Raw genomic sequence first — 23,980 nt, forward strand, 5'->3', positions numbered from 1 at the left:
CGTCTGCCGGGAGTGATCGATGCCAAAATCGGTGTTTCGGTTTCTGTCGCGGCAGCCGGATGCGGTGGAGCTGGAGAACGAGAAATACCTCTTGCGCTTGCCGCGCTATCAGGATTTCAACCAGTGGCACCGGCTGCGCGCCGAAAGCCGCAAGTTCCTCGAACCCTGGGAGCCGACCTGGCGGCGCGATGAGCTGACGGAGGGCGCCTACCGCGCCCGCGTCATCCGCGGCAAGCAGGAATATGCCTCGGGACAGTCGATCCCGCTGTTCATCTTCCTCAAGGAAAACCGGACGCTCGTCGGCGGCATCACCATCGGCTATATCAGGCGCGGTGCGGCACAAAGCTGCATGATCGGCTACTGGATGGGCGAACGCCATGCCGGCCAGGGGCATATGTACGCTGCCCTTCAGTTGGTTATTCCTTACATCTTCTCCGGGCTTGAGTTGCACCGTATTGAAGCAGCCTGTATTCCAGATAACGCGCGCAGCATGCGCCTGCTTGAAAAGGCCGGGTTTCAGCGGGAAGGTTATCTGCGCGGATATTTGAAGATCAACGGTCAGTGGCACGACCACGTGATGTTTTCACGGCTCGCCACCGATACGGATAAAGGCAGGAAAACCGACAGCCGATGACCAGAAACAGCATGCTGCCCAAGTCACCGTCCGGACGAGTGATCGCGGTGATCGCAGCCCTTTTCCTGGCGGTCTTCGCCCTTTCAGCGGGCGTTTCGCAGGCGGCCGAACCGGTGAAGATTTCCCGCGACGATACCGCGCTCGACCTGACGGCGACGACCGAAATCTACGCCAACCAGGGCGAGGCCTTCCAGGTGTCCACGGCCGCCGGCGCCGACGGCATCCGCCGGCGCATCGAGGTCCGGGCGAGTTCGGAGAACCATCAGGGCGACTGGGCGGTGTTTGCGCTCGCCAACGTCTCGGAGGAACAGCTGGAGCGCGTCATCGTCGCGCCGCATTTCCGTCTGGTCAATTCCAAGCTGTTCTGGCCGGATCTCGGTTCGCAGCGCATTATCGCCATTACCCCGAGCGAAGGCTTTGCGCTCGACCGCCAGCCCAGCGACGAGGCCGACGTCTTCCGCATCACGCTCAATCCGGGCGCCGTCATCACCTTCGTCGCCGAACTGTCGACGCCGCAACTGCCGCAGATCTATCTCTGGGAACCGAACGCCTACAAGGATACGATCAACGCCTTCACGCTCTATCGCGGCATCGTGCTCGGCATTGCCGGCCTGCTCGCCGTGTTCCTGACTATCCTCTTCGTCGTCAAGGGCACCTCGATGCTGCCGGCAACGGCGGCGCTCGCCTGGGCAGTGCTCGGCTATATCTGCGTCGACTTCGGTTTCCTCGGGAAGCTGATCAGCGTCGCCTCGGCGGACCAGCGAATATGGCGCGCCTGCGCCGAAGTGGCGCTCGCCTCCAGTTTCGTCATCTTCCTCTTCACCTATCTGAACCTCAATCGCTGGCACGCCCATCTCGGCTACGCCACGCTCGCCTGGGTGCTCGGCCTTGCCCTGCTCTTCGGCGTGGCGATCTACGATCCGTCGATCGCCGCCGGGATCGCCCGGCTGTCCTTTGCGCTGACAGCCGCGACTGGCCTGCTGCTCATCATCTATCTCGGCTTCAATCGCTATGATCGCGCCATTCTGCTGGTGCCGGCCTGGGCGCTGACGCTCGTCTGGCTGTTCGGGGCGTGGCTGACCGTGACCGGACGGCTGGACAACGACATTATCCAGCCGGCGCTCGGCGGCGGCCTAGTGCTGATCGTGCTCCTGATCGGCTTCACCGTCATGCAGCACGCCTTTGCCGGCGGCGCCTTTCAGCAGGGACTGTTTTCCGATCTCGAGCGGCAATCGCTGGCCCTGACCGGCTCCGGCGACATGGTGTGGGATTGGGACGTGGCGCGCGATCGCGTCGTCACCATCCCTGACGTCTCGGTCAAGCTTGGTCTCTCCCCCGGCACCATGCACGGAGCGGCGCGCAACTGGCTGCCGCGGCTACACCCCGACGACCGCGACCGTTTCCGCGCCACGCTCGACGTGCTGCTTGAACACCGGCGCGGCCGGCTGAATCACGAATTCCGCATCCGCGCCGAGGACGGGCATTTCCATTGGCTCTTGATCCGCGCCCGGCCGGTGCTCGGCTCCAACGGCGAGATCATCCGCTGTGTCGGCACGATCGTCGACGTCACCGAGCAGAAGAATTCCGTCGAGCGGCTGCTGCATGATGCGCTGCACGACAATCTGACTGGCCTGCCGAACCGGCAGGTCTTCCTCGACCGGCTGCAGTCGGTGCTGGCGCTGGCGCCGGGCGGCGAGACGCTGCGCCCGACTGTGATGGTGATCGATATCGACCGCTACAAGCTGGTCAATGATTCCCTCGGGGTTGCCGCCGGCGACAACATCCTGATTGCGCTGACGCGGCGCCTGCGGCGTCTGATGAAGCCGCAGGATACGCTGGCGCGGCTTGCCGGAGACCAGTTCGGCCTTATCCTGGTCTCCGAGCACAATCCGGCCAAGGTCGCCGATTTCGCCGATGCTGTGAGCAAGGCGATCATGGTGCCGATCAATTTCGCCAATCGTGAGATCATCCTGACGGCCTCGATCGGGCTCGCCTCCTGGGTGGACCGGCAGGAGAGCGCCAGCGGCCTGCTCAGCGACGCCGAGCTTGCCATGTATCGGGCAAAACGGGCCGGCGGCAACCGCGTTGAGCCGTTCCAGCCGGCCTTCCGCGACTTCGGCACCGACCGGCTGCAGCTCGAAACAGACCTGCGCCGCGCCATCGAGCGCAGGGAATTGTCGATGGTCTACCAGCCGATCGCCCGGCTTGAAGATGTCGAGGTCGCCGGCTTCGAGGCGCTGATGCGCTGGGAGCATCCGAAACGCGGCAATATCCCGCCATCGGAATTCATTCCGCTTGCCGAGGCGTCCGACATCATCGGGGCGCTCGGCATGTTCGCGCTCGAACAGGCGACCAATGACCTGATGAGTTGGCAGAACCAGACCGGCGAACTGCCAATCTTCGTGTCGATCAACCTGTCGAGTGTGCAGCTGCTCAACAACGAGCTTTATGACGATGTGCGCTCGGTTCTCGCCAAGACGCATTGCACGCCCTCGCGGCTCAAGCTGGAACTGACGGAATCCATGGTGATGGAAAATCCGGAACAGGCCCGCCTCGTTCTGCAGAAGCTCAAGGAAGCCGGCATCGGGCTGGCGCTCGATGATTTCGGCACCGGCTATTCGTCGCTTGCCTATCTCACCCGCTTCCCCTTCGATACGATCAAGCTCGACAAGGCGCTGGTGCGCGACAGCAGCGACAAGAAGGCAACCGTGCTCCGTTCGGTGATATCGATGGCGGCCGAGCTCGAGATGAAAGTGGTGGCCGAGGGAATCGAATCCAACGAGGATGCGATCGAGCTTGCCAAAATGGGCTGCAGCTACGGGCAAAGCTATCTCTTCGGCCCGCCGATGCCGTCGGATTCGGTGCTGCGGCTGCTTCGCGATCGGTTTCCGCTGACGAAACGGGCGTGATCACTGGCAGTGATCTCCCTAGAAATGGCGATTGACCGTCGGCCGGCAATATGCGCCACTCGCTTATCATATAAGGAATTTGCGATGCTCAAACTTCTGCTCGCCCTGTCGATCGGCGTCTTTTTCGTTTCGCCGCTTCAGGCCGGTGACGTCCATCCCGTCATGAAAGCCTGCGTGCCTGGGGTGAAGCATTGTGAACGATGGACCCAGGAATTCCAGACGGCGCTGGCGCTGGCACAGAAGGGCGATCATGCCGCACAGCAGACCGTGGCTTTCTGCCTGTCTTCCGGATGTCATGGCGCGGTGGTCGTCGACAAGGTCGCCTCCTGCACCTGGCATCTCGTCATCGCCAATTCAGGTGCGGCCACCGTGCTCGACCGGTCCAACCTCAGGAACACCTGCCGGCCGATGACGCCGGCTCAGAAGGACGAAGCCCGTGCTCACGCCGGCGAGCTCGTCCGCAAGATCTATAATCGTGACATGGCGGCGACCGACCAGATGTAGGCTCGGCCTCCTGCGGCGCTCGGCCAACGACACGTAAAATAAATCTCATTGCCCTTGCGGCTTTGGCCGCTATTCTCCTCTCAAGAAAATCGGGAGGACCATAATGATCCTGCATTGCGTGTTCCTGCGGCTGAAGACGGCGCTGACGATGGACGACAAGCAATCGCTGTTCGACGCGATCGTCGCGCTAAAACAGGTCATCACGGGCATATTGGATATCAAATACGGGCCGAATGTTTCGCCCGAAGGCCTGCATGCCGGCTTCGTCGACGGTTTTGCCGTAACCTTCGAAAGCGCCGAAGCCCGGGACGCCTATCTCGTCCATCCCGAACATGTGGCGGTCGGCGAGCGTATCGTCTCCTCGACGGACGGTGGGCTTGCCGGCATCCTGGTCTTCGACCTCAATTTGTGAGGGCCGCGGGGCAATTGCAGAATGCGGGCTGGATTCGTATTCTGGGGCCGTTTCCACCGATCTTGGGTTGGGCCATGCCTCAGGAAATCCGGCTTTTTGGCGCTGTCGCGGTCCGTCCCGGCGTTCTTGCCCTCATTCCCCAGTTCGAATCCGCCATCGGTTTCAAGGTTGAAGTTAAGTGGGAGGTCAATCCGGCAGTCAAGAAGCAGATTGAAGCCAGGGAAGCCTTTGACCTTGTGATCATCAATCCGCCCATGGTTCAGGATCTGACCGCCTTGGGAAAGATCAAGCCGGGGAGCGAAGTCGGGTTTGGCCGAATAGGGATGGGCGTGGCAACCAAGGCAGGCGGTCGACCGCTCGACATAGGCTCCGTCGAAGCATTCAAACATGCATTGAAGAGCGCCAGATCGATTGCCTATGCCAGTGACGGAAGCAGCGGCGGTTACTTCTCCGGTCTGCTGGATCGCTTGGGCATAGCCGATGAGGTGAAACCCAAACTCGTGGGCATATCGGGAGGGCAGACAGCGTCGGCCGTCGGACGTGGTGAAGCCGAGCTGGGCGTGGTTCCCGTGACGTCGATTCTCGCCGCCGCTCCAGAGGTCATGCTCGTCGGCCGGTTTCCGGCAGAACTCCAAAGTTACATCGACTTCGCCATTGGCGTCAGCGCCTCTTCCACGGTCGCGGAAGCAGCCGGGCAGCTGTCGGCCTTCCTGGCCTCGCCTGCCGTCGACGGGATCCTGGCGGCAAAGGGTGTCGAGCGCCGCTAGAGCATTTCCGTTTTTCTTCGAATCACGGAAAATGCTCTAGCGCTTTGTTTTCACGCAATTCCGGACGCAAAACCGTTACACACTTTTGCTGGAATTGCTCTAGAGCGGCGGCGCACGACCTCAGTCCTTTTCTCAGCTCGATTTCGCCATGGCGGCGGCGAGCTGGTCGACATTGTAGCGGAACATCTTCTCATAGGTCGGGGCCGGGCCCTTGGCGTCGGAGAGAGATTCGACATAGAGCTCGCCGCCGGGCTCCGCGCCGGTGGCCTTGGCCACCTGCTTGACGAGGCGCGGATCGTTGGAATTCTCGAAGAAATAGGCCTTCACGTGCTCGCTCTTGATCTGATCGATCAGCTTGGCGACATCGGCGGCCGAGGCTTCGCTTTCGGTGGAAAGACCGAGCGGCGCGAGGAAGCTGATCTTATATTCGCGGCCGAAATAGCCGAAAGCGTCATGGCTGGTCAGCACCTTGCGGCGGTCGTCGGCGATCCCATCGAATTTCGCATGGGCATAGGTGTTCAGTTCATCGAGCGTCTTCGTGTATTTCTCGGCATTGGCCTTGAAGGCGGCGGCATCGGCCGGATCGGCTGAAGACAGCGCCTTCTCGATATTGGCGACCCAGATCTTGACGTTGACCGGGCTGTTCCAGACATGCGGGTCGGTGATTTCGGCGCCATCCTCTTCCATGGTGCGGGTGGCGATACCTTCGGACACCGTCACCGGGTTGCCCTTGTAGCCCGAGGCGGTGATCAGCCGGTCCATCCAGCCTTCCAGGCCCTCGCCGCTGACAAAGGCGACGTCGGCCGCCTTCAAATTCTTCGCATCGGCCGGCGACGGCTCGAATTCATGGGGGTCGCCGTTCGGTCCGACCAGGCTCATCACATGCACATGGTCGCCGCCGACCTGTTTGACGACATCGGCAAGCACGGTGAAGGAGGCAACCACCTTCAGCGTTTCGGCGGAAGCCGGGGCGGCCGAGAGCGCCATCAGCGCGGGAAGTGCGGCGGCAAGAAGCAGTCTGCGCGGGTTCATCGAAGTCTCCTTGAGATCAGCCCTTCAGATGCGGGCGGGGAAAGAAGCGCCAGGCGAGGCCCGAGGGCGCGAAAAGGATCGAAAATGTGTAGATCGCCGCCGCCGTCATGATGATCGTCGGGCCGGAGGCAAGTTCGAGATGGTAGGAAGCGATAAGGCCGAAATAGCCGGAGGCGGCAGCACTTGCGGCCGCGATCGCCATCATCACCGCCAGGCTGCGCGACCAGAGCTGGGCGATGGCGGCCGGTAGCATCATCAGGCCGACCGCCATCAGCGTGCCGAGCGCCTGGAAGCTGGCGACAAGGTTCAGCACCACCAGCAGCAGGAAAAGCACATGATAGGCCGGGCCGCGGCCGCCGACGGCCCTGAGAAAACCCGGATCGAAACATTCGGCAACCAGCGGCCGGTAGATGGCGGCGAGCGCGATGAGCGTCAGCGAGGTGATCGCGCCGATCTGATAAAGCGCCGGCGCATCGATCGCCAGGATGGTGCCGAAGAGCACATGCAGCAGATCGATGTTCGAGCCGCGCAACGACACGATCAGGACGCCGAGCGCCAGCGATGCGAGGTAGAAGCTGGCAAAGCTCGCATCCTCCCGCAGCACGGTCATCCGGCTGACGGCGCCCGACAGCAGCGCCACCGACAGGCCGGCGACAAGGCCGCCGATGCCCATCGCCGTCAGCGACAGCGAGCCGGCGACGAGGTAACCGATCGCCGCCCCAGGCAGGACCGCATGGCTCATGGCGTCGCCCATCAGGCTCATGCGCCGCAGCATCAGGAAGACGCCGATCGGCCCCGAGCCGAGCCCGAGGCAGAGGCAGGCGACGAGAGCCCGGCGCATGAAACCGAAATCGGCAAAGGGCGCGAGGAAGAGATCATAGGCCGTCATGCCGCCGGCGCCTCTTGGGATTCGCAGGCCGCGGCATCCTCGTCCCAGCGCTCGGCCATGGCGCGCGCCTGCAAAAGATTGGCCGGCGACATGACCTCGGCGGTCGGGCCCCAGCCGACGAGTTCGCGGGCAAGCAGCAGGGTTTCGGGGAAATGGCCGCGGACGAGATCGAAATCGTGAAGCACGGCAATTACCGTGCGGCCCTCGCCATGCCAGCGCAGGACGAGATCGACGAGATCCCTGGTCGTGCGGGCATCGATTGCCGTGAACGGTTCGTCGAGCAGGATGATGCGGGCATCCTGCAGCAGCAGCCGGGCAAAAAGCACGCGCTGTAACTGTCCGGCCGAAAGCGAACCGACATGGCGCCGGCCGAAGCCTTCGAGGCCGACCGCTGACAGCGCCTCGCCCGCCCTTTTCACATCGGCCGCAGTGATCCGGCCGAAGGCGCCCGATGTCTTCCAGGCGCCGAGCATGACGGTGTCGATGGCCGAGATCGGAAAGCGGCGGTCGATCTCGGCCGCCTGCGGGAGATAACCGAATTCCGTCCGCCCGAGCCGATGCTCGACCCTGCCCTCGGCCGGGCGAAGCTCGCCCATGATCGCCTTCAACAGCGTCGACTTGCCCGCCCCATTCGGCCCGGCAATCGCCGTCAGGCTGCCCGGCGCAAAGGCGCCGGAGACATGATGGACGGCGGGATGCCTGTCATAGGCGACGGTGAGATCGTCGAGACGGATCAACGGCGTCATGGCAGCAGAACCGCCCAATGGATGGTGAGCCAGAGGACGGCAATGACCAGTGCCACGCCGAGCACCCTCGATAGGGCCGATTGTCCCATGAGGCTGAAGGGAAGGCGATCGGGGTCTCGCGGCATGGCTCGTCCTACAATGTAATAACATTACCGTTATGTTATAACGATTGCGGCAAGATTGAGGCGGGAGGCGCGGCCTTCTCTGTCACGATGTGAACATGTCCACCACGTTGTTGGATCGGCCCAAGGCCTGATGACGGAGGATGGGGAGGACGCGGAGCGACATCGCTATTCTGCACCATCATTGGGTTTGCCACAGCCTCGGGCTAGACCGAGGCCCCATGCGCCGACCATGGATCCCAGGCTCAAGGCCTGGGATGACGGAGATTTGGGGTGCGCTTCTGCCAAACTCGCCGGCGCAATGCCTATCCGACAAAAAAAGGGCGACCAATCGGCCGCCCTTTCATCTCTCGCGCGTGGCTTCTCAGAGCAGCTCCAGCATCGCCGCCGCACCGGAAACCGTCGCCTGGCCGGGGCTTTCCTCGACGTTCAAGGCTTTCACCACGCCGTCTTCGACCAGCATCGAATAGCGCTTGGAGCGCAGCCCGAGGCCGCCCGCGGAGAGGTCGGCGTCGAGGCCGACGGCCTTGGTGAAGGCGGCGTCCCAATCGGCGAGGAAGTGGATCTTGCCGAGGCCGCCGGAGGATTGCGCCCAGGCGCCCATCACATGCCAGTCATTCACGGCGAGAACGGCGATGTCGTCGACGCCCTTGCCGAGGATGGTATCGCGGTTTTCGAGATAGCCCGGCAGGTGGTTCAGCGAGCAGGTGGGCGTGAAGGCGCCCGGCACGGCAAAGAGCACGACGCGCTTGCCGGCGAAGAGCTGCTCGGTGGTGATTTCGACCGGGCCGTCGGCGGTCTTTTCCTTGAAGGTGGCGGCAGGAAGCTTGTCGCCGATCGCGATGGTCATGGTTTTCTCCTCGGGTTCTGTGGGTTCGGGCTCTGCGGCGGGCGCCGCCGGGGATGGGGCGACTATAAGTGCCGATCAGTCAAAGGCAAGCGTGGTCTCCATCGCCCTGTCGCCATCGATGACAAGCACGTCCCAGCGCTTGCCTGAAATATCGTAATCCTTGGGCAGCCTGCCGATTGCCATATCGGTCTTGAAGGTGGCGCCATCGCGTTTGCCGCCGCTCTGCTTGGTGAAGGCATAGCCGCTCGGGCCGGTGACGATGATATCGGGGGCGCTCTTCCCGTCACGCGGCAGAGCGAGCGTCAGCGACAGCGTCTTCCTGTCAGGTGAGATCGCATGCGCCGTCACCTTGAAATCATCCGAAGGCGGCTTCGGCAGCGTCGCATCAGCGGCCGCAAGGATCGCCTCTTCCTGCGGGTGCGACTGCATGGCACGGCCGAGCTTCAGGCTCAAATTCGCCTGGAAGGGAATGCAGATATCCTTGCAGATGCCGATGAAGACGGCGGCGTCGATCTTCACCTCGCCTTTGCCGGCCGCTGTCAGGGACAGCGGCAGCGTCACCGGCGCGTCATAGGCGATATCCTCGATCCCGCCATTGAAAAAATGCTTCGGCACGGGATAGGCAATGGCGTCGAGCGTGACGCCGGTGGCCGGCGCGATGGTGACCTGAGGCGGAATGCCGCTGTTGCCGGGTTCGCGCCAGTAGGTGATCCAGCCGGGTTTCGGCTCGATCTGCAGGCCGGCGCGAATTTTGCCGCCGGCATCCGGCGCCAGCGCCACGAGGCGCATGCGGCCGCCCTCGGCCTCGGCCCAGGCGCTCATTTCCGCATGGGCCTGGCAAAGGGGCATAAGAACAGCGGTCCCTGAGACGGCCGCAATTAAAAACCTACGCGGGACCAAGCTAATAATCATCATGGAACAACGGTTTACCGAAAGTGCTCTCCGGCCGCCAGAAGCCGCGCCCATTTAAATCTTCATTTTCGGTTGATTGATTTGTGACATTGGCCCATCTTTCTCTTGTCGGGGCCTTGGTGCGGTCTGGCAGCAGGAGGAATGATGTCCTTATCGACGCTGAAGAACAGACGGGAACGCGGCTTCTTCGATGGCCAGTTCCTCATCGCCATGCCAGGCATGGAAGACCGCAATTTTGCGCGCACTGTGATTTACATCTGCGCGCATTCGGATGCCGGCGCCATGGGCTTCGTCATCAACCGGCCGCAGAGCCTCACCTTCACCGACGTGCTCCTGCATCTCGACATGATCAAGCAGGAAGAACCGATCGTGCTGCCGCAGCGGGCGCGCGATTTCCCAATCCAGACGGGCGGCCCGGTGGAGAGCGGCCGCGGTTTCGTGCTGCATTCGGACGATTATGCCAGCGAATCCTCGATCCCGGTCAGCGACGACATCTGCCTGACGGCGACCCTCGATATCGTGCGCGCCATCTCCAAGGGCGCCGGGCCGAAGCGCGCGACCATGCTGCTCGGCTATTCCTCCTGGGCGGCCGGCCAGCTCGAAAACGAGGTCGCCAACAATGGCTGGCTCACCTGCCCGGCCAATGAGGAACTGATCTTTGACCGCAACCTCGACGACAAGTACGAGCGGGCGCTTGCCGGCATGGGCATCAACGCCGCGATGCTATCGGCCGAGGCCGGCCACGCCTGACGGTCGCGGCTCCCTGGCAGTCGCGGGAACGAATAGCCGCCAGTGACGTTCCCTTTCCGCGCGGACGACAGGTCCGACGCCGAAGCATGGAGACATCACAGATGGGTAGCACCAGCGACAAGATTTCAGGCAAGGCAAACGAAATTGCCGGCAAGACCAAGCAGGCCGCCGGCAAGGCCACGGGCAATCGCGACATGCAGGCCGAGGGCGACGTCCAGGAAGCCAAAGGCAAGGGACAGGTCGCAACAGGCAAGGTCAAGGACAAGCTCAAAGGCGCCGTCGACCGGCTCTGAACCACCAGCTCAGCCCGGATGAACCATGCCTGCCGTGCACGCGCGCGGCGGGCATTTTTCATCCGCCCCTGCTTTGCAGAGATCAAAACGATGAAACTCTTTGCCTGCGACAATTGCGATCAGGTCGTCCACTTCGATAACCGGCACTGCGTCCGTTGCAATCACCGTCTCGGCTTCCTCCCGGGCGACCTTGCCATGCACGCGCTGGAGCCGCGCGACGAAATGGTCTGGCAGCTCGTTTCCGACCCCGACCGGCACGTGCGCTTCTGCGCCAATGCCAGCCTCGACATCTGCAACTGGCTGGTAGACGTCGAGAGCGACGGTGAATTCTGCACCGCCTGCCGCCATAACCGGCTGGTTCCGAATACCGACACCCAGGACGGCATCGATCGCTGGCGGCGCATCGGTCAGGCGCAGCGTCATCTGTTCTATTCGCTCTTGCGCTGGAAGCTGCCGCATCCCGATCGCGGCCAGGATCCGCAAGGCGGCCTGGTCTTCGATTTCCTCGAAGATTCCCTGCAGGGCAACGGCAATGTCGTGCCGGCCATGACCGGTCATGAGGAAGGCCTGATCACCATCCGCGCCGCCGAAGCCGACGACGCGACGCGCGAACAGGCGCGCAGCTCGATGAACGAGCCCTACCGCACACTGCTTGGCCATTTCCGCCACGAGGCCGGGCATTTCATCTGGAACAAGCTGGTGCGCGACCAGAACGGCCTCGACGATTTCCGCGCCGTCTTCGGCGACGAGCGGCAGGATTATGCGGCCGCCCTGCAAAACCACTATTCCAACGGCCCGCCTCTGGGATGGCAGGATAATTTCATCAGCGCCTATGCCTCGTCGCATCCCTGGGAGGATTTCGCCGAATGTTTTGCGCATTACCTCCATATCGTCGACACGCTGGAGACGGCCCGCGCCTTCGGCATCGCCATCGATCCGCGCGGCCACGAGGAAATCGCCGGCGAGGTCGATTTTCTTCCCTATAGGGCAAAGAGCGCCGAGCAGCTCGTCAGCGCCTGGGTGCCGCTCAGCATTGCGATCAACGCCATCCAGCGCAGCATGGGTCAGCCGGATTCCTACCCCTTCGTGCTCTCTTCGCCTGTTGTGGCCAAGCTCGAATATCTGCATCGGCTGATCCAGGGGGCGGCGGCGCGGCAGCCGTGAGATGCAAAGCCTCTCCCTGAGCTCGTCACCGAAATGAGAGAGCAGTAGGCAACCACCAGTGCAGGGGAACGCCAGATCGGCACCCTGGTTGTCGTGGCGCCCGCCATATCTCCACCCTCATTCCTGTGCTCGTCACAGGAATGAGGGTGCAAGGCGAGATGCCAGCCTCCATTGCGGGCTTTGCTCTGCCCTCGAAAACAGCAAGATCCCACCCTGTCCGAGACAGCAGAACTGCGTTCATGGGACGTCACCGCACATTCCGTCGTCCTCGGCCTTGAGCCGAGGATCCATGCCCAATCTGGTGGGTGTCGCGTGGATCTAGGGTCCAGCACCAGCATGACGGGGATTGGGTTGGACCGACGGGCTCATTCAAGCCGCGAGCGAGATGATAGGAATAGGAGCGAGACGGCAAACCGCGCACCCTTAAAACGAAACCGCCTTGCCCTTCTTGAAAGGCTCCATGCCCTTGCGGGCGAGTTCGTCGGCGCGTTCGTTTTCGGGGTGGCCGGCGTGGCCCTTGACCCAGTGCAGCGTCACCTTGTGGCGGTTGCGGGCTTCCTCAAGCGCCTGCCAGAGCTCGGCATTCTTCACCGGCTTCTTGTCCGATGTCTTCCAGCCGTTTTTCTTCCAGCCGAAGATCCACTTGGAGATGCCGTCCTTGACATAGGCGCTGTCGGTATAGAGGTCGACTTCGCAAGGGCTCTTCAGGGCCTGCAGCGCCGAGATCGCCGCCATCAGTTCCATGCGATTGTTGGTCGTCTCCGCCTCGCCGCCGCAAAGCTCCTTTTCCACCTCGCCGTAGCGCAGCACCGCGCCCCAGCCGCCGGGACCGGGATTGCCGGAGCAGGCGCCGTCGGTGAAGATATCGACATGTTTCATAGGCTCAACCCGTATTCGGCGGCCGAACCGATCTGGCGGTGGAAGCGCAGCTTGCGCAGATATTCGAGCGGATCTTTCTTGGTGACCATGGCGCCTTCCGGCGTCATCAGCCAGTCATAGAGCCGCGTCAGGAAGAAGCGCAGCGCCGAGCCGCGCGCGAGCACCGGCAGGGCGGCGATTTCTTCACCGCTCAACGGCCTGACGCTCTGGTAACCCTCGAGCATCGCCATGCCTTTGGTGATGTTGTAGGCGCCGTCCTTCTCGAAGCACCAGGCATTCAGGCAGATCGAGACGTCATAGGCGAGCAGGTCGTTGCAGGCGAAATAGAAATCGATCAGGCCGGAGAGCTCATCACCCAAAAAGAAGACGTTGTCGGGGAAGAGGTCGGCATGGATGACGCCGGACGGCAGGCTCTTCGGCCAGACGGCGGCGAGAAAATCCAGCTCATTGCGGATCTCGCCCTGCAGGCCGGGCTCGACCTCATCGGCACGCGCCTCGGATTTCTCCCAGAGCCCCCGCCAGCCGTCGATCGACAGCGCGTTGGGGCGCTTCAGATCGAAGCCCTCGCCCGCCACATGCATCTCGGCCAGCGCCTTGCCGACCTCGCGGCAATGCTTCGCCTCCGGCTTCCTCAGCCACATCCCTTCGAGGAAGGAAATCAGCGCGGCCGGGCGGCCGGAGAGCGAACCGAGCAGCGCGCCGTCGCGGCGCGGCAGCGGCAGCGGGCAGGAGAGGCCGCGGGCCGAAAGATGCTGCATCAAGCCGAGGAAGAACGGCAGGTCGCGCTTTTCCACGCGCTTCTCATAAAGCGTCAGGATCAGCGGGGCCTTGGAAGTATGCAGCAGGAAGTTGGAGTTTTCGACGCCTTCTGCAATGCCCTTATAGGAGAGCAGCGTGCCTGCATCATATTCCGTCAGGAACCATTTCAGATCGTCTTCGGCGATATCGGTGTAGACTGCCAAGTGAGGTCTCGTCTCTGTATTGTGGATGGTAGATGACCGGGACGCGGGTGGCGGCCTAGCCGTTGACGAAGGCCATGTCGGCCGCCGTCAGCTCGATGCTGCGCAATTCGCGGTTGACCAGGAAGTTTTCGGTTTCCTGCACCGTCTCGGCCAGCTCGACGCGGGCATCGAAGCGGGCGCGGAAGGCTTCGATGATCTCGTTGACGATCACTTCCGGCGCCGAGGCGCCGGCGGAAAGGCCGAGTGTCGAAATCGCGCCGATCTCCTCCCAGTCGAGCTCGGCGGCGCGCTGCACCAGGATCGATTTCTTCGCCCCTGCCCTCAGCGCCACTTCGACGAGGCGCTTGGAATTGGACGAATTCGGCGCACCGACGATGATGAAGAGATCGCAGCCGGGGGCTGCCTGCTTCACCACTTCCTGGCGGTTGGTCGTGGCGTAACAGATCGAGTCCGCCGCCGGCGCAGTCAAATTCGGGAAGCGCTCCTGCAGGCGGGCAATGACGCCGGCCGTATCATCGACTGACAGCGTCGTCTGGGTGACATAGCCGAGGTTGTCGGGATCGGCGGGGGCGTAGGCGTCGGCATCCTCAATGGTCTCGATCAGCGAAACCGCGCCTTCCGGCAACTGCCCCATCGTGCCGATCACTTCGGGGTGGCCGGCGTGGCCGATGAGGACGACATGGCGGCCAAGGCGATTGTGGCGCATCGCCTGCTTGTGGACCTTGGAAACCAGCGGACAGGTGGCGTCGAGATAGAAGAGATTGCGGCTCACCGCATCCTCCGGCACCGATTTCGGCACGCCATGGGCGGAGAAGACCACCGGTTGGGCGCGATGCTCGGCCGGGATCTCGTCCAGTTCCTCGACGAACACGGCGCCCTTTGCCTCCAGTCCCTCGACGACATAACGATTGTGGACGATCTCGTGGCGCACATAGACCGGCGCGCCATAGGATTTCAGCGCCAGCACGACGATCTGGATGGCGCGGTCGACTCCGGCGCAAAAGCCTCGAGGGCCGCAGAGCCTGATCGTCAAGGGAGGTTTCGCCGCAATATTCATGTCCGTTCCGTCAAAATTTCGTCCAGCGTGGGAGTAAGGGACCTCTAGCCCAATATGGCCGGGAATTGAAGCGATACTATTGCCGAGGCGCCTTGCCGGGTTTTCGGAACCAGGAGATCGCCACCACGGCGACGAGCACGGCGGCAAGTCCGTACCACGTCAGGGCATATTGCAGATGATCGTTCGGCAGATCGACCTGGGTGACGCCGCCGATCGGCAGGCCGGCTGGGTTGGGCGTGGAATCGGCATCGACGAAGAACGGGATGACGCGCGCCTTCTCCAGACCGACGCTCTCGGCCATGACGTCGAGATCCTTCCAGTAGAAGATGTTCTTGCGGACGTCGTTGTCAGGCACCAGCCAGGAGGGCTTGCCGGCAAGTTTGGCGCGCGCCAGGCCCGTGACCGTCTGCTGATCCGTCAGCTGGCCCTGCACGCGCATTTCGGGCTCCTTGTTCTCATAGGGAACGAAGCCGCGGTTGACGAAGAGGATGCGCCCGTCGGCAAGCTCGAGCGGGGTATAGACGTAAAAGCCCGTCTGGCCGCGCCAGGTGGCGAAGAAGTGCCGTTCCTTGTTGTTGATATAGCGGCCGGTGGCAGTGACCTTGCGGTATTCGATATCGCCGCCGGACGCCGCCAGTGCCTCGATGTCGGCGAGCGGCACCGGCGCGGCAGCCTGGCGCGCGGCAATATCGGCGAGCAGGCCTTGCTTCCAGTGGAGGCGCTGAAGCTGCCAGGTGCCGAGCGACAGCAGGATGGCAAGCGCAATCAGCACCAGAATGCCGGTTATCACAGGCAGCCGGCGGCGCGGCGCGGCGCGATCGATGTCAGTCACTCAGACGTCCTTCGCGGGCATTGTGGCGGTACTGCATGGCGATGAGGATGCCCTTGAACCAGCGCAGCGTCAGAAGCGACAGGATGATCGTCAGTGGCCCGAAGATGAGGATATGCACCCAGATCGGCGGCCCGTAATTGACCTGCAGCCACAGCACCATGCCGATGATGATGAAGCCGACGATCAGGATGACGAAGACGGCGGGACCGTCACCGGAATCGGCGAAGGAATAGTCGAGGCCGCAGGAGGCGCAGCGCGGCTGCAGGCCCAGCAGGCCATCGAACAGCTTGCCATGGCCGCAGCGCGGGCAGCAGCCTTTGATACCGGTTTTTACCGGATCTAGAGGGGGAAATTGCGCGCTGTCGTCGCTCATGCTGCTCCTCTGTACGGCCACTTGCGGCCGCGGCATTTTCGATGCTGCCTTAACTCTCCCATAAAGTATTCGCATCCCGAATGGAAATGCCTGCGCGGTTTCGCCGCTGCATAATTCCTCCGATCGGAATCGATGTGAGGAATGATTCAGCAATTCAAGGCGTTACGGCGTCCTTTGCGTGTCTGAGAAGACACGCGGCGCTGTAATGATTCGCGCCAAACAGAAGAAGAAGACTGATGACCAATGACAGCCATGCCGGACAGATCATCATCCTGAACGGGGCGCCGAGAAGCGGCAAATCCAGCATTGCGCGCGCGATTCAGGACGAATTCGAAGGTCCGTGGATCAACCTCGGCGTCGACGCCTACAACAACATGACGCCGAAGCGCTACCTGCCCGGCATTGGCCTGAGGCCCGGCGGCGAGCGCCCGGATCTCGAGGCGCTCGTGCCGTTCCTCTACGCAGCCCTCTACGAATCGATCGCCATTCATGCCGGCCTGAGGCTCAATGTGGTGGCCGATCTCGGCCATCACGACAGCTACTCGCAGCCGCTCGGCATTCTCGCCGATTGCGCCCGGCGGCTGGAGGGATATCCCGTGCTGTTCGTCGGCGTGCGCTGTCCGATCGAGAGCATCGTGCAGCGGCGCGAGATCAAGCAAGAGGGGCGCGAGACACTTTATGCAAGAGCATCCGAAGACGTGCCGGTCCCCGAACCGGTGCAGCGCTGGCAGGACGAGGTGCATCGGCCTGGCATCTACGATATGGAGGTCGATACGTCGGTGCTGACGGCGCTGGAATGCGCCGAAGCGATCCGCCACCAACTCGACCTCGGCATACCCGCCCCCTCGGCCTTCGAACGGATCGCTGGCGGACGTTGATGGCGATAAATCGTCAACAGCTGTAGGAGGCGTTTGGCAATCAAGGTCGCATTGCCTCCCGCAGCAATTCAATGGTCTCAATGACAGATCGCCCTTCAACCTGGGGCGGCTTCGCGCGCTCGCAAAACTCGCGCCAGACAAACAACGTTAGTTCCGCGCCGTCCGTCGGGGTTTCCCCCCGACCGTCAGCAAAATTCTGCAGCACGCGATAGCGGCTGTCTTTCCAGAACAGTTCCTCCACCCAATCATAGATCGGGATGATATGAAAATGGATGGGATAGCCGGGAGAATGTCCATATCGGCCGATATAAACGCGCTGCGCTCCAAATTTCCGCTTCAGTAGGTCCTGAGCTGTCGCCAGCAACGGACCAAGCTCTTTCAATGCGGCCTCGGACAAATCGGAAAGATCGTTCGTATCCGTCTTGGAGCTGATCATGAGATAGCCGGGAAGAGCGGAATTCATCCGATGGTTCACCAACCATCCATCCGTCTCGGCAATATGAAAACGATCGGGGATCTGCAAATTGCCTACTCCTCTGCGAATTCGGGAATTCTAGGGATGGAGCATTCTTGATCTCTTCCGGATCATGCAAATGCTTTGTCGATGCCCAAGCATGGGATGAGTGTCCGCCTCTTACCAATCGCACGTCCCACTCTCCATTAGGCTCAAGCTTGACCGACTTGACCCGAGCATCGACGCCGAGTTCGGCGGCAAATGCCACCATTATCGCTTCCAGGCGCGAAGCTGGGGCCGAAAGCTAAGAGACCATCGACATCTTTGCCATTTGCCGACGACGATGCGCCCCGCCCATCCGGGTAATATCAATGTGATCAATCGCGGCGTAGTGTTCCATTTGGCTTTGAGAGGAGGATGCTATGCCTACCATATTGGCCTACCACGACGTCAAGGACGTCAAACATTGGCTCACTTCACCGCGCCGCAAAGAAGTCTTCGAGCCCCTCGGCTGCACAAACATTCGTACGTTTGTCGATCCACAGGCGTCCAACCGCGTTGGCCTCGTCATGGACGTTCCCGACATGGGCCGCCTGGAGGAATTTATGAAGTCCAAGCAAGCGGCGGATGCGATGGAGTATGACGGAGTGTTGCCGGAGACCTTGGTGATTCTCACTCAATCGTAGCGGGACGTCAGGGGCCGCGCCGTGGATTAAGCCCTGCGATCACGGTGCGTGGAGCCAAAAACAGAAAAGGCGGACCCGAGGCCCGCCTTCCGCTTGAACATCGCTCCCGATCAGCCTGCGGCGACCGGAGCGCCCCAGCCGCCCCAGACGTAGATGCAGAAGAAGAGGAACAGCCAGACGACGTCGACAAAGTGCCAGTACCAGGCGGCGGCCTCGAAGCCGAAATGCTGCTTCGGGGTGAAGTCGCCGCGCAACGCGCGCAGCAGGCAGACCAGCAGGAAGATCGTGCCGACGAGGACGTGGAAACCGTGGAAGCCGGTCGCCATGAAGAAGGTCGCGCCGTAGATCGAATTCTTGAAATCGAACGGAGCGTGGGCATATTCGTAAGCCTGCACGCAGGAGAACAGGATGCCGAGCAGCACGGTCAGCGTCAGGCCCTGAACGAGACCCTTGCGGTCATTGTGCAGCAGCGCATGGTGCGCCCAGGTGACCGTCGTGCCGGAAAGCAGCAGGATGACGGTGTTGTAGATCGGCAGATGCCAGGGATCGAGGACTTCGATGCCCTTCGGCGGCCAGACGCCGCCGGTATAGGCCATGCGCGAGGCCTGGATCGCCTCGTTCGGAAACAGGCTGGCGTCGAAATAGGCCCAGAACCAGGCGACGAAGAACATCACTTCCGAAGCGATGAACATGATCATGCCGTAACGCAGGTGCAGCGAGACGACGCGGGTGTGAGAGCCCTCATGGGCTTCCTTCACCGTATCGGCCCACCAGCCGTACATGACGTAGAGAACCAGCACGAGACCGATGTAGAAGAGCCAGGGATTGGCGAGTTCGGCGCCGGCGACCTTGAAGGAGCCGCCGTTCAGGTAACGCATGTAGCAGACGCCACCGATCGCCATGATGAAGGCGCCGAGCGAGGCGAGAATCGGCCATGGGCTCGGATCGATGATGTGGTAGTCGTGGTTCTTCTGATGCGCATCGGCCATGTGGCTATCCCCGGATGTCTTCCTCACTTCGCTCCCGGCTTAGCCGGAAACGAGCCTTGATCAAAGTTTCTTTTCAATCTTTACCGCTCCACCCTCATTCGAAGCGACGGGCTTCGGACCCTCTTTCGGGTAGAACGTATATGACAGCGTCACCGTGTGGATATCCTTCGATTCCACCGCCTTGACGATTTCAGGGTCGATATAGAACACGACCGGCATTTCCAGCTTCTCGCCCGGCTTCAGGTCCGTTTCCGTAAAGCAGAAACATTGCACCTTGTTGAAATAGGCGCCCGCCTCGCCCGGCGTGACGTTGAACACCGCCTGACCGCGCTGGGTCTCGTTCGAGCGGTTCTCGGCGACGAAATTGACCTGGATGGTTTCGCCGATCTTCGGATTGACCTCGCGCTCGACCGGCTTGAAATTCCATTGCAGGCCGGGGGCGACATTGGCGTCGAAGGTGACGCGCATCTTGCGATCGAGCACGACGCTCGACATCTGCTCGACGCGCTGCGTCGTGCCGTTATAGCCGGTCACCTGGCAGAAGATGCGGTAGAGCGGCACGGCGGCATAGCTCATCGCGCCCATGCCGAAGACGAAACTCAGGCACATCAACACGACGGCGCTGTTGTTGCGGCCCTGCTTTCTCGTGGCGGCCTTTTCGCTCATCCGGCAATTCCCCCGCCGATCTTGACGATCGTGATCGCGTAGAAGAGAACGACTAGGCCGGCGAGCACCAGCCCGAGAGCGATGTTGCGATTGCGGCGCGACTTCATCTGCTTTTCGGTGAGCTTGACCAGATCCATCAGAACCAACCTCCAGCGTGCGAAACCAAGACCGAAGCCAGTCGGTCGATCATCAGGGCTGAAAATACGGCGAAGAGGTAGAAGATCGAGAAGGCGAAGAGCTTCTTGGCCGGGATCATCTTCAGATCGCCGTCCGGCATGCGCCAGACGGCGATGGAACAGGTGATGAAGATCGCGCCGAGGGCGGCGGCAATGAGGCCGTAGCCGAAGCTTGCGAAACCGAGGAAGGACGGCAGGACGGCGCAGATGGCGGTCAGCACCGCATAGGCGACGATCTGATGCTTGGTCACCCGCTCGCCGGCGACGTTCGGCAGCATCGGCACGCCGACGGCCTCGTAATCGCGCATCTTGAAGAGGGCAAGCGCCCAGAAATGCGCCGGCGTCCACAGGAAGATGATCAGGAAGAGAACGGTGCTTTCGATCGTCACCGAATTCGTCACGCAGGCCCAGCCGATCATCGGCGGAAAGGCGCCGGCGGCACCTCCGATGACGATGTTCTGCGGCGTCGAGCGCTTCAGCCACATGGTGTAGATGACGGCGTAGAAAAAGATGGTGAAGGCAAGGATGCCGGCCGACAGCCAGTTGACGGCAAGGCCGAGAATGACGACCGAAAAGCCCGACAGCACCAGCCCGAAGGCGAGCGCTTCCGACGGCGCGACCCGGCCGGCCGGGATCGGGCGCTGGGCCGTGCGGCTCATGACCGCGTCGATATCGGCGTCGTACCACATGTTCAGCGCGCCCGAGGCACCGGCGCCGACGGCGATGCAAAGGATCGCGATCAGGCCGAGGACAGGGTTGATGTGGCCCGGGGCCAGCACTAGGCCGGCAAAGGCGGTGAAGACCACGAGCGACATGACCCGTGGCTTCAAGAGCTCGAAATAATCGCGCGCGCTCGCTTCCGACATTTCGCCGTCCTCTGCAAGCGCCTCGTGATTGTCGATAACCGTCATCATTCCGTCCTGAATTTACTTATGCCGGACGCCGTTTCGAGTGCGGCGTCCGGTTTTCCGCACGTCTTACTTGATGCGCGGCAGCTGTTCCCACTGGTGATAGGGCGGCGGCGAAGGCAGCTGCCATTCCAGCGTCGTCGCACCCTCGCCCCACGGATTTTCGCCGGCGAGGCGCTTCTTGGCGAAGGCTTCGAAGACCGACACGAGGAAGATCAGCACGCCGAAGGCCGAGATGTAGGAGCCGATCGAGGAAACATAGTTCCAACCGGCAAAGGCATCCGGATAATCGATGTAGCGGCGCGGCATGCCGGCGAGACCAAGGAAGTGCTGCGGGAAGAACACCAGGTTGACGCCGATGAACATGACCCAGAAATGCAGCTTGCCGAGGAACTCGTTGTACATGTAGCCGGTCATCTTCGGGAACCAGTAATACCAGCCGGCAAAGATCGCGAAGACGGCGCCGAGCGACAGAACGTAGTGGAAGTGAGCCACGACGTAATAGGTGTCATGCAGCGAGCGGTCGAGACCGGCATTGGCAAGCTGGACGCCGGTGACGCCGCCGACCGTGAACAGGAAGATGAAGCCGATTGCCCAGATCATCGGAGTGCGGAACGAGATCGAGCCGCCCCACATCGTCGCGATCCAGGAGAAGATCTTCACGCCCGTCGGGACGGCGATGACCATCGTGGCGAAGACGAAGTAGCGCTGCGCATCGAGCGACAGACCGACCGTGTACATGTGGTGGGCCCAGACTACGAAGCCGACGGCGCCGATCGCGACCATGGCGTAAGCCATGCCAAGATAACCGAAGATCGGCTTCTTGGAAAAGGTCGAGATGATGTGGCTGATCATGCCGAAGCCCGGCAGGATGAGAATGTAGACCTCGGGATGACCGAAGAACCAGAACAGGTGCTGGTAGAGGATCGGGTCACCGCCGCCTTCCGGAGAGAAGAAGGAGGTGCCGAAGTTGCGGTCGGTCAGCAGCATGGTGATGCCGCCTGCCAGAACCGGCAGCGACAGCAAGAGCAGGAAGGCAGTGATCAGCACCGACCAGGCAAACAGCGGCATCTTGTGCAGCGTCATGCCGGGGGCGCGCATGTTGAGGATCGTTGTGATGAAGTTGATCGCGCCGAGGATCGACGAGGCGCCGGCGATATGCAGCGCGAAGATCGCCAGGTCGACCGCCGGTCCCGGCGTGCCGCTCGTTGCCAGCGGCGGATACATCGTCCAGCCGCCGCCGGTGCCGTAAGCGCCTGCCGGACCCTCGACGAACATCGACAGCAAGAGCAGCGCGAAGGCCGGAACGATCAGCCAGAAGGAGATGTTGTTCAGGCGCGGGAAGGCCATGTCGGGGGCGCCGATCATGATCGGCACCATCCAGTTGGCAAAACCGCCGATCATCGCCGGCATGACCATGAAGAAGATCATGATCAGCGCGTGCGCCGTCGTGAACATGTTGAACATCTGCTTGGCGCCGTCGATCGCGGCATCGCCCTCATAGCCGTAGACCATCGAGGCCAGGCCGTGGAAGATCTGGATGCCCGGCTCCTGCAGCTCCATGCGCATGGCCACCGACAGCGCGCCGCCGATAATGCCGGCGATGATCGCGAAGATCAGGTAGAGCGTACCGATGTCCTTGTGGTTGGTCGAGAACAGCCAGCGATTGACAAAGCTCGGCTTGTGCCCGTGATCATGGTGATCGTGATCATCATGCGCGTGATCGTGATGGGCGTGAGAATGATCGTCGTGAGCGGAAGGTCCAGCCATTGTCCCGATCCCCTTTAATTACTGTGCTTCGGCAACGTCGACGGTCTTTGCGGGACCATCGGTTGCGGCCATGAGTGTCTTGTAGGCGCCGGGCAGGTCGCTGGCGGCCGTGGTCAGCCACTGCTTGTACTTGTCCTCGGAGACGACGCGGATGGCGATCGGCATGAACGCATGGTCCTTGCCGCAAAGCTCGGAACACTGGCCATAGAACAGGCCTTCGCGCTCGGCCCTGAACCAGGTCTCGTTCAGGCGGCCCGGCACGGCGTCGATCTTGATTCCGAAGGACGGCATGGCGAAAGCGTGGATGACGTCGGTCGGTGCCGCGGTCACGAGAACGCGCACCGTCTTGTTGACCGGCAGCACCAGCTCGTTGTCGACGGCGAGCAGTCTCGGATAGACCGACTTGTCTTCCTTGCCGGCGGCGGCGCGATCCTGATCCTTCAAAAGGTAAGAATCGAAGGCCAGCGGGCTGTCGCCCGAACCCTCATATTCATAGTTCCACTGCCACTGGGTGGCGGTCGCCTTGATCGTCACGTCTGGATTTTCGGGCAGCGTCAGCTGCGCTGTCAGAAGGTTGAAGGAGGGAATGGCGAGGAAGAGCAGCACCAGGACCGGCCCCACGGTCCAGATGACCTCGATCAGCGTATTGTGGCTCGTGCGCGACGGAACCGGGTTGGCGCTGGCGCGGAACTTGAAGCAGACGACGATGAGCAGGATCAGGACGAAGAGCGTGATCGGAACGATAAACCACAGGGTATATTGTTCGAACCAATGAATTTCCCGCATGATCGGCGTCGCCGCCGGCTGCAGCGTCGCCTGCCACGGCGTCGGCTGGTCGGCATATGTGCCGGAAGCAAAAAGCAGACAGACCAGCGTGGTCAGGGCTGCATAAGCCTTCTTCATCACCTTATTATCTCCCTCGAGCGCTTGACCTGCTAAATCGAACGCAGAATCCTTGCCATCTTCAGCGCTTCAAACCACAGTTTGGCATTTGCCGCAACAGGCAGGAGCAATTGTCTATGCGGCATTTTTGCTTAAAGCACAGGCAGGCCGAACGGCAAAACATCCCAAGTTTTTCATCGGCATATGAAAAATGCCCTTTCCGGCCGATCCGCCCACCGTACATTATATGACAAAGGTCCAATTTCTGCCGCAGTCCCCCGGTTTTCACGGGGTGGGGCTTTTCATTTCCGGTGGGCAGCTTCAACAATAGCCGCAATGATTCGATATCCAGAGGTTTCCATGGGTTTCCGTTCCCTCGCGCGGTCGCTTCTCGTGACTGCAAGCATCGCGGCCGCAGCGACGACGCCCGTCTTCGCGCAGCAACCCGCCCCTTCCCCGGCCACGCCCACCACCCCTGCACCGG

General features: G+C 61.8%; 28 protein-coding genes and 1 pseudogene. 11 read left to right on the plus strand and 18 right to left on the minus strand.

Going from position 1 to position 23,980, the window contains the following annotated elements:
* The first annotated feature begins 19 nt into the window (after nt 1-19).
* The 5 genes from PH551_RS27520 to PH551_RS27540 all read left to right on the plus strand — a co-directional run bounded on the left by PH551_RS27520 (nt 20) and on the right by PH551_RS27540 (nt 5,226).
* On the plus strand, nt 20-634 hold the full coding sequence (locus tag PH551_RS27520; RefSeq protein ID WP_285195851.1) for a GNAT family N-acetyltransferase: 615 nt from the start codon (nt 20-22) through the stop codon (nt 632-634).
* Nucleotides 631-3,543, plus strand: coding sequence for a sensor domain-containing phosphodiesterase (locus PH551_RS27525; protein WP_285195853.1), 2,913 nt, complete (start codon nt 631-633; stop codon nt 3,541-3,543). The genes PH551_RS27520 and PH551_RS27525 overlap by 4 nt, the downstream gene beginning before the upstream one ends.
* A gap of 84 nt (nt 3,544-3,627) precedes the next feature.
* Nucleotides 3,628-4,047, plus strand: coding sequence for a hypothetical protein (locus PH551_RS27530; RefSeq protein ID WP_285195854.1), 420 nt, complete (start codon nt 3,628-3,630; stop codon nt 4,045-4,047).
* A gap of 103 nt (nt 4,048-4,150) precedes the next feature.
* The gene (locus tag PH551_RS27535; RefSeq protein WP_097597683.1) at nt 4,151-4,459 is read left to right on the plus strand and encodes a Dabb family protein; all 309 of its coding nucleotides are present in this window, start codon (nt 4,151-4,153) and stop codon (nt 4,457-4,459) included.
* A gap of 74 nt (nt 4,460-4,533) precedes the next feature.
* The gene (locus PH551_RS27540) at nt 4,534-5,226 is read left to right on the plus strand and encodes a molybdate ABC transporter substrate-binding protein (RefSeq protein ID WP_285195875.1); all 693 of its coding nucleotides are present in this window, start codon (nt 4,534-4,536) and stop codon (nt 5,224-5,226) included.
* A 132-nt stretch (nt 5,227-5,358) separates the two neighbouring features.
* Here PH551_RS27540 and PH551_RS27545 read toward each other — a convergent pair whose 3' ends face one another.
* The 6 genes from PH551_RS27545 to PH551_RS27570 form a co-directional block, all read right to left on the minus strand.
* Nucleotides 5,359-6,258, minus strand: a complete 900-nt coding sequence (locus PH551_RS27545) for a metal ABC transporter solute-binding protein, Zn/Mn family (protein WP_285195855.1) — start codon at nt 6,256-6,258, stop codon at nt 5,359-5,361.
* A 16-nt stretch (nt 6,259-6,274) separates the two neighbouring features.
* Nucleotides 6,275-7,147 (minus strand): metal ABC transporter permease, encoded by an 873-nt coding sequence (locus PH551_RS27550; protein ID WP_285195857.1) that lies wholly within the window; start codon nt 7,145-7,147, stop codon nt 6,275-6,277.
* Nucleotides 7,144-7,893: a metal ABC transporter ATP-binding protein gene (locus PH551_RS27555; RefSeq protein WP_285195859.1), complete on the minus strand. Its 750-nt coding sequence runs from the start codon at nt 7,891-7,893 to the stop codon at nt 7,144-7,146. The genes PH551_RS27550 and PH551_RS27555 overlap by 4 nt, the downstream gene beginning before the upstream one ends.
* A complete protein-coding gene (locus PH551_RS27560) occupies nt 7,890-8,018 on the minus strand; it encodes a hypothetical protein (protein WP_285195860.1) in 129 nt (42 codons plus the stop codon). Before PH551_RS27560 ends, PH551_RS27555 begins: the two co-directional genes overlap by 4 nt.
* Before the next feature lie 361 nt (nt 8,019-8,379).
* A complete protein-coding gene (locus PH551_RS27565) occupies nt 8,380-8,865 on the minus strand; it encodes a peroxiredoxin (protein ID WP_285195861.1) in 486 nt (161 codons plus the stop codon).
* A gap of 75 nt (nt 8,866-8,940) precedes the next feature.
* On the minus strand, nt 8,941-9,780 hold the full coding sequence (locus PH551_RS27570; RefSeq protein ID WP_285195862.1) for a protein-disulfide reductase DsbD domain-containing protein: 840 nt from the start codon (nt 9,778-9,780) through the stop codon (nt 8,941-8,943).
* Between the two features lie 141 nt (nt 9,781-9,921).
* Between PH551_RS27570 and PH551_RS27575 the strand changes: the two genes are divergently transcribed.
* The 3 genes from PH551_RS27575 to PH551_RS27585 all read left to right on the plus strand — a co-directional run bounded on the left by PH551_RS27575 (nt 9,922) and on the right by PH551_RS27585 (nt 11,984).
* Complete coding sequence (locus tag PH551_RS27575) at nt 9,922-10,527, plus strand: YqgE/AlgH family protein (protein WP_285195863.1); 606 nt, start codon at nt 9,922-9,924, stop codon at nt 10,525-10,527.
* A 101-nt stretch (nt 10,528-10,628) separates the two neighbouring features.
* Complete coding sequence (locus PH551_RS27580; protein WP_064800933.1) at nt 10,629-10,820, plus strand: CsbD family protein; 192 nt, start codon at nt 10,629-10,631, stop codon at nt 10,818-10,820.
* 90 nt (nt 10,821-10,910) lie between these two features.
* Nucleotides 10,911-11,984, plus strand: a complete 1,074-nt coding sequence (locus PH551_RS27585) for a zinc-binding metallopeptidase family protein (RefSeq protein WP_285195864.1) — start codon at nt 10,911-10,913, stop codon at nt 11,982-11,984.
* A gap of 423 nt (nt 11,985-12,407) precedes the next feature.
* On the opposite strand, the gene rnhA is transcribed toward PH551_RS27585, so the two are convergent.
* From rnhA to PH551_RS27610, 5 genes are all read right to left on the minus strand, one after another.
* Complete coding sequence (gene rnhA / locus PH551_RS27590; RefSeq protein ID WP_183705263.1) at nt 12,408-12,863, minus strand: ribonuclease HI; 456 nt, start codon at nt 12,861-12,863, stop codon at nt 12,408-12,410.
* Nucleotides 12,860-13,825 carry a homoserine kinase gene (locus PH551_RS27595; RefSeq protein ID WP_285195865.1) on the minus strand — a complete coding sequence of 322 codons (966 nt, stop codon included), beginning with the start codon at nt 13,823-13,825 and terminating at the stop codon, nt 12,860-12,862. The genes rnhA and PH551_RS27595 overlap by 4 nt, the downstream gene beginning before the upstream one ends.
* A 55-nt stretch (nt 13,826-13,880) precedes the next feature.
* A complete protein-coding gene (ispH, locus tag PH551_RS27600) occupies nt 13,881-14,882 on the minus strand; it encodes a 4-hydroxy-3-methylbut-2-enyl diphosphate reductase (RefSeq protein WP_097597698.1) in 1,002 nt (333 codons plus the stop codon).
* A gap of 76 nt (nt 14,883-14,958) precedes the next feature.
* Nucleotides 14,959-15,714: an SURF1 family protein gene (locus tag PH551_RS27605; RefSeq protein ID WP_097597700.1), complete on the minus strand. Its 756-nt coding sequence runs from the start codon at nt 15,712-15,714 to the stop codon at nt 14,959-14,961.
* Nucleotides 15,707-16,087, minus strand: coding sequence for a DUF983 domain-containing protein (locus PH551_RS27610; protein ID WP_097597703.1), 381 nt, complete (start codon nt 16,085-16,087; stop codon nt 15,707-15,709). The genes PH551_RS27605 and PH551_RS27610 overlap by 8 nt, the downstream gene beginning before the upstream one ends.
* A 236-nt stretch (nt 16,088-16,323) precedes the next feature.
* Between PH551_RS27610 and PH551_RS27615 the strand changes: the two genes are divergently transcribed.
* Entirely contained in the window at nt 16,324-16,965 is a 642-nt protein-coding gene (locus PH551_RS27615; RefSeq protein ID WP_285195866.1) for a chloramphenicol phosphotransferase CPT family protein, read from the plus strand.
* A gap of 40 nt (nt 16,966-17,005) precedes the next feature.
* Here the strand turns inward: PH551_RS27615 and PH551_RS27620 are convergent, their stop codons facing one another.
* Nucleotides 17,006-17,488: an HIT family protein gene (locus PH551_RS27620; RefSeq protein ID WP_285195867.1), complete on the minus strand. Its 483-nt coding sequence runs from the start codon at nt 17,486-17,488 to the stop codon at nt 17,006-17,008.
* A gap of 353 nt (nt 17,489-17,841) precedes the next feature.
* Here PH551_RS27620 and PH551_RS27625 point away from each other — a divergent pair, with 353 nt between their 5' ends.
* Nucleotides 17,842-18,105: a hypothetical protein gene (locus tag PH551_RS27625; protein WP_097597707.1), complete on the plus strand. Its 264-nt coding sequence runs from the start codon at nt 17,842-17,844 to the stop codon at nt 18,103-18,105.
* A 110-nt stretch (nt 18,106-18,215) separates the two neighbouring features.
* On the opposite strand, the gene PH551_RS27630 is transcribed toward PH551_RS27625, so the two are convergent.
* From PH551_RS27630 to coxB, 6 genes are all read right to left on the minus strand, one after another.
* Nucleotides 18,216-19,094, minus strand: a complete 879-nt coding sequence (locus PH551_RS27630) for a cytochrome c oxidase subunit 3 (protein ID WP_085777208.1) — start codon at nt 19,092-19,094, stop codon at nt 18,216-18,218.
* 60 nt (nt 19,095-19,154) lie between these two features.
* Nucleotides 19,155-19,760, minus strand: a complete 606-nt coding sequence (locus PH551_RS27635) for a cytochrome c oxidase assembly protein (protein ID WP_285195868.1) — start codon at nt 19,758-19,760, stop codon at nt 19,155-19,157.
* A complete protein-coding gene (locus tag PH551_RS27640) occupies nt 19,757-19,897 on the minus strand; it encodes a hypothetical protein (RefSeq protein WP_285195869.1) in 141 nt (46 codons plus the stop codon). Before PH551_RS27640 ends, PH551_RS27635 begins: the two co-directional genes overlap by 4 nt.
* Complete coding sequence (locus PH551_RS27645) at nt 19,897-20,847, minus strand: heme o synthase (RefSeq protein ID WP_285195870.1); 951 nt, start codon at nt 20,845-20,847, stop codon at nt 19,897-19,899. The genes PH551_RS27640 and PH551_RS27645 overlap by 1 nt, the downstream gene beginning before the upstream one ends.
* Nucleotides 20,848-20,913: 66 nt before the next feature.
* Nucleotides 20,914-22,614: a cytochrome c oxidase subunit I gene (gene ctaD / locus PH551_RS27650; protein WP_285195871.1), complete on the minus strand. Its 1,701-nt coding sequence runs from the start codon at nt 22,612-22,614 to the stop codon at nt 20,914-20,916.
* Between the two features lie 18 nt (nt 22,615-22,632).
* Entirely contained in the window at nt 22,633-23,517 is an 885-nt protein-coding gene (coxB, locus tag PH551_RS27655) for a cytochrome c oxidase subunit II (RefSeq protein WP_183705249.1), read from the minus strand.
* A gap of 183 nt (nt 23,518-23,700) precedes the next feature.
* Here coxB and PH551_RS33060 point away from each other — a divergent pair.
* Nucleotides 23,701-23,980: pseudogene (locus tag PH551_RS33060) on the plus strand (invasion associated locus B family protein); the annotation flags it as partial.

The organism is Rhizobium atlanticum, assembly GCF_030182485.1.
Classification (GTDB): Bacteria; Pseudomonadota; Alphaproteobacteria; order Rhizobiales; family Rhizobiaceae; genus Rhizobium.

Coding starts and splice junctions, on each gene's coding strand:
- PH551_RS27520 (WP_285195851.1), top strand. CDS start 20: ATGCCAAAATCGGTGTTTCGGTTTCTGTCGCGGCAGCCGGATGCGGTG.
- PH551_RS27525 (WP_285195853.1), top strand. CDS start 631: ATGACCAGAAACAGCATGCTGCCCAAGTCACCGTCCGGACGAGTGATC.
- PH551_RS27530 (WP_285195854.1), top strand. CDS start 3,628: ATGCTCAAACTTCTGCTCGCCCTGTCGATCGGCGTCTTTTTCGTTTCG.
- PH551_RS27535 (WP_097597683.1), top strand. CDS start 4,151: ATGATCCTGCATTGCGTGTTCCTGCGGCTGAAGACGGCGCTGACGATG.
- PH551_RS27540 (WP_285195875.1), top strand. CDS start 4,534: ATGCCTCAGGAAATCCGGCTTTTTGGCGCTGTCGCGGTCCGTCCCGGC.
- PH551_RS27545 (WP_285195855.1), bottom strand. CDS start 6,258: ATGAACCCGCGCAGACTGCTTCTTGCCGCCGCACTTCCCGCGCTGATG.
- PH551_RS27550 (WP_285195857.1), bottom strand. CDS start 7,147: ATGACGGCCTATGATCTCTTCCTCGCGCCCTTTGCCGATTTCGGTTTC.
- PH551_RS27555 (WP_285195859.1), bottom strand. CDS start 7,893: ATGACGCCGTTGATCCGTCTCGACGATCTCACCGTCGCCTATGACAGG.
- PH551_RS27560 (WP_285195860.1), bottom strand. CDS start 8,018: ATGCCGCGAGACCCCGATCGCCTTCCCTTCAGCCTCATGGGACAATCG.
- PH551_RS27565 (WP_285195861.1), bottom strand. CDS start 8,865: ATGACCATCGCGATCGGCGACAAGCTTCCTGCCGCCACCTTCAAGGAA.
- PH551_RS27570 (WP_285195862.1), bottom strand. CDS start 9,780: ATGATGATTATTAGCTTGGTCCCGCGTAGGTTTTTAATTGCGGCCGTC.
- PH551_RS27575 (WP_285195863.1), top strand. CDS start 9,922: ATGTCCTTATCGACGCTGAAGAACAGACGGGAACGCGGCTTCTTCGAT.
- PH551_RS27580 (WP_064800933.1), top strand. CDS start 10,629: ATGGGTAGCACCAGCGACAAGATTTCAGGCAAGGCAAACGAAATTGCC.
- PH551_RS27585 (WP_285195864.1), top strand. CDS start 10,911: ATGAAACTCTTTGCCTGCGACAATTGCGATCAGGTCGTCCACTTCGAT.
- rnhA (WP_183705263.1), bottom strand. CDS start 12,863: ATGAAACATGTCGATATCTTCACCGACGGCGCCTGCTCCGGCAATCCC.
- ispH (WP_097597698.1), bottom strand. CDS start 14,882: ATGAATATTGCGGCGAAACCTCCCTTGACGATCAGGCTCTGCGGCCCT.
- PH551_RS27610 (WP_097597703.1), bottom strand. CDS start 16,087: ATGAGCGACGACAGCGCGCAATTTCCCCCTCTAGATCCGGTAAAAACC.
- PH551_RS27615 (WP_285195866.1), top strand. CDS start 16,324: ATGACCAATGACAGCCATGCCGGACAGATCATCATCCTGAACGGGGCG.
- PH551_RS27625 (WP_097597707.1), top strand. CDS start 17,842: ATGCCTACCATATTGGCCTACCACGACGTCAAGGACGTCAAACATTGG.
- PH551_RS27630 (WP_085777208.1), bottom strand. CDS start 19,094: ATGGCCGATGCGCATCAGAAGAACCACGACTACCACATCATCGATCCG.
- PH551_RS27635 (WP_285195868.1), bottom strand. CDS start 19,760: ATGAGCGAAAAGGCCGCCACGAGAAAGCAGGGCCGCAACAACAGCGCC.
- PH551_RS27640 (WP_285195869.1), bottom strand. CDS start 19,897: ATGGATCTGGTCAAGCTCACCGAAAAGCAGATGAAGTCGCGCCGCAAT.
- PH551_RS27645 (WP_285195870.1), bottom strand. CDS start 20,847: ATGACGGTTATCGACAATCACGAGGCGCTTGCAGAGGACGGCGAAATG.
- ctaD (WP_285195871.1), bottom strand. CDS start 22,614: ATGGCTGGACCTTCCGCTCACGACGATCATTCTCACGCCCATCACGAT.
- coxB (WP_183705249.1), bottom strand. CDS start 23,517: ATGAAGAAGGCTTATGCAGCCCTGACCACGCTGGTCTGTCTGCTTTTT.